The 2,857-nt window shown below is 71.0% G+C and carries 3 protein-coding genes; 2 read left to right on the forward strand and 1 reads right to left on the reverse strand.

Annotated features, from left to right (window positions below):
• Both AX685_RS08790 and AX685_RS08795 read left to right on the forward strand, forming a co-directional pair.
• A partial coding sequence (locus tag AX685_RS08790; protein WP_066487650.1) for an ABC1 kinase family protein occupies positions 1-1,193 on the forward strand: 1,193 nt, incomplete at its 5' end.
• Positions 1,194-1,203: 10 nt separating this feature from the next.
• Positions 1,204-2,199: an MBL fold metallo-hydrolase gene (locus AX685_RS08795; protein ID WP_066487652.1), complete on the forward strand. Its 996-nt coding sequence runs from the start codon at positions 1,204-1,206 to the stop codon at positions 2,197-2,199.
• 217 nt (positions 2,200-2,416) lie between these two features.
• Here the strand turns inward: AX685_RS08795 and AX685_RS08800 are convergent.
• Positions 2,417-2,857: spermidine synthase (locus tag AX685_RS08800; RefSeq protein ID WP_066487654.1), on the reverse strand; the 441-nt coding region annotated here is incomplete at its 5' end.

Raw genomic sequence — 2,857 nt, forward strand, 5'->3', positions numbered from 1 at the left:
GGGAACGGCCATCGGTCGGTGACCTGCTCCTGACCCCGGCCAATGCCACGCGCGTCGCCGACCGCTTGTCGCACCTGCGCGGCGCGGCGATGAAGCTGGGGCAGATGATCTCGATGGACGCGGGCGACATGCTGCCGCCCGAACTGTCCACGATCCTCGCGCGGCTGCGCAACCAGGCGTACCGGATGCCGCCCGCGCAGCTCGACCGCGTATTGCGCCAGGAATGGGGCGCCGACTGGCGCCGCCGCTTCCGCCATTTCGAGGCATCGCCGATCGCCGCCGCCTCGATCGGGCAGGTCCATCGCGCGACGCTGCCGGACGGGCGCGTGCTGGCGATCAAGGTGCAATATCCGGGCGTCGCCGGCAGTATCGACGCCGATGTCGACAATGTCGCGACGCTGCTGCGCCTATCCGGCGTGCTGCCGCCGTCGATCGACCTGAAGCCGCTGCTGGCCGAGGCGAAGACGCAGCTGCGCGACGAGGCGGATTACGTGCGCGAGGGCGCGCAGCTGCGCGGCTATCGCGAACGGCTGGCGGGGGATGCGCGCTATGTCGTGCCGGAGCTGGCAGAGGAGCTGACCACCCCGCGCGTGCTGGCGATGACCTTTGTCGAGGGGCGCGCGGTGGAGACGCTGGCCGATGCGCCGCAGGAAGCGCGCGACGCGGTGATGACCGCGCTGGTGACATTGGTGTTGCGCGAGCTGTTCGAGTTCGGCGTGATGCAGACCGATCCCAATTTCGCCAATTACCGCTGGCAGCCCGAGACGGGCGCGCTGGTGCTGCTCGATTTCGGGGCGGTGCGCGACGTGCCGGCGGATACCGCCGCCGCCTATCGCCGGCTGATCGAGGCGGGGCTGGCACGCGATACCGATCGCATCCGCGACGTGGCGGTCGACACCGGCTTCATCGGCGCGGCGGCGGCGCGCGCGCATCGCGCCGCGCTCGACAGGATCATCGCCGCGATCGACGTGGCCCTCAACCGGCCGGGGCCGTTCGACTTCGGCGACCGCGCCTTCGTGCCGGTGGTACGGGAGGAAGCGAAGGCGATGATTGCCGACCGCGCGACCTGGCATGTGCCGCAGGTCGAGACGCTGTTCGTCCAGCGCAAGGTCAGCGGCACCGCGCTGCTCGCCGCGCGGTTGAAGGCGCGGGTCGAGGTGCGCGGGCTGGCGGCGGCGGCGATCGGGGCGTAGGCGCACGGCCATGGCGCGCAATCCCTATTACACCGGCCCGGTCAGCGACCATTTCGACGGCACGCGCTTCTTCAATCCCGGTCAGCGACGCACCGACGCCGGGCTGGGCGCGGTGCTGCGCTGGAAACTGGCGGGGGGCGCCGCCCGCTGGCCGCGATCGGTGCCGGTGGTGCCCACGCGGCCGGTGGGGCGCGTCGATGACGGCATGCGGGTGACGATGGTCGGTCATGCCGCGCTGCTGGTGCAGGCGGCGGGGATCAACATCCTGACCGATCCCGTCTGGTCGGATCGCGCCAGCCCGTTCCGCCGCATCGGCCCGCGCCGTGTCACGGCGCCGGGGATCGCGTTCGACGATCTGCCACCGATCGATATCGTCGTGCTAAGCCACGGCCATTACGACCATTGCGACGTCGCGACGCTGCGCCGGCTGCACGAACGCGATGCGCCGCTGATGGCGCTGCCGCTGGGCAATGACGCGATCGTCCGCGCCGCGGTGCCCGGCGCGCGCTGCGTGGCGGGCGACTGGTGGCAGCGGATCGAGTTGCGCGACGGGATCGCGACGACGATCACCCCGGCGTATCACTGGTCGAACCGCTGGCCATCGGACACGCGGATGATGCTGTGGGGCGGGCATTACCTGCATACCCCCGCGGGAAGCCTGTGGTTCGTCGGCGACACCGGATATGGCGACGGCGTGATCTTCAACGCGGTGCGCGAGCGGCTGGGCGCGCCCGATGCGGCGCTGATCCCGATCGGCGCCTACGAACCGCGCTGGTTCATGGCCGCGCAGCATGTCGATCCGGCAGAGGCGGTGCGCATCTTCGCGGACGCCGGCGTCGGCCGCGCGCTGGGCATCCACTGGGGCACGTTCCAGCTGACCGACGAGCCGCGCGAAGCGCCGCGCGACGGGCTGGCGGCGGCGCTGGCGGCGGCGGGGATCGACCCGGCGCGCTTCGTCGCGGCGGAGCCGGGCGGGGTGTATGAGTTGATGGCGGGTTTGGGTTGATTCACGCGAAGACGCGAAGACGCGAAGAAGAAGGTTTTCGCGCAGAGACGCAGAGACGCAGAGGTGTCTGGCCCGTTATCCGCGAAGCGGCTTCATCAGCAGTGGATTGGAAGGAAGACGCTTCGCCTCATCGATTCAGCTCCGCGTCTCAGCGCCTCTGCGCGAATCAAGCTTCTTTGCGTCTTCGCGTCTTCGCGTGGACCCCCAAAACCCCACCTTACCGCGGCGTGGCGAACCAGATGACGTGGTGCGCGCCCTTACCGTTGTCGCGCGCGCGGGTGCGGACCTCGTCGACGGTGAAGCCGCCGCGCGCCAGACGGCGGGCGAAGGCGGGGTCGGGGGCGGCTGACCAGATCGCCAGCACCCCGCCGGGGCGTAGCGCGGCGCGCGCCTCGTCCAGCCCGCGCGCGGAATAGAGGCCGTCGTTGGCGGGGCGGGTCAGCCCGTCGGGCCCATTGTCGACGTCCAGCAGGATCGCATCATACTGGCGCGCGCCCGCACGGATCGCATCGCCGACGTCGCCCATCCGCAGCGTCACGCGCGAATCGTCGAGGCAGCCCGCGGTCAGCTCGGCCATCGGCCCGCGCGCCCATTCGATGATGCCGGGTACCAGTTCGGCCACGGTCACGCGACCGGCGGGGTCGAGCCGCTCCAGCAC

The organism is Sphingomonas sp. CCH9-F2, assembly GCF_001556735.1.
Lineage (GTDB): Bacteria > Pseudomonadota > Alphaproteobacteria > Sphingomonadales > Sphingomonadaceae > Sphingomonas > Sphingomonas ginsenosidimutans.

What these genes read in the sequence shown, in the direction of transcription:
- AX685_RS08795 (WP_066487652.1), top strand. Translation starts at nt 1,204, where the DNA reads ATGGCGCGCAATCCCTATTACACCGGCCCGGTCAGCGACCATTTCGAC.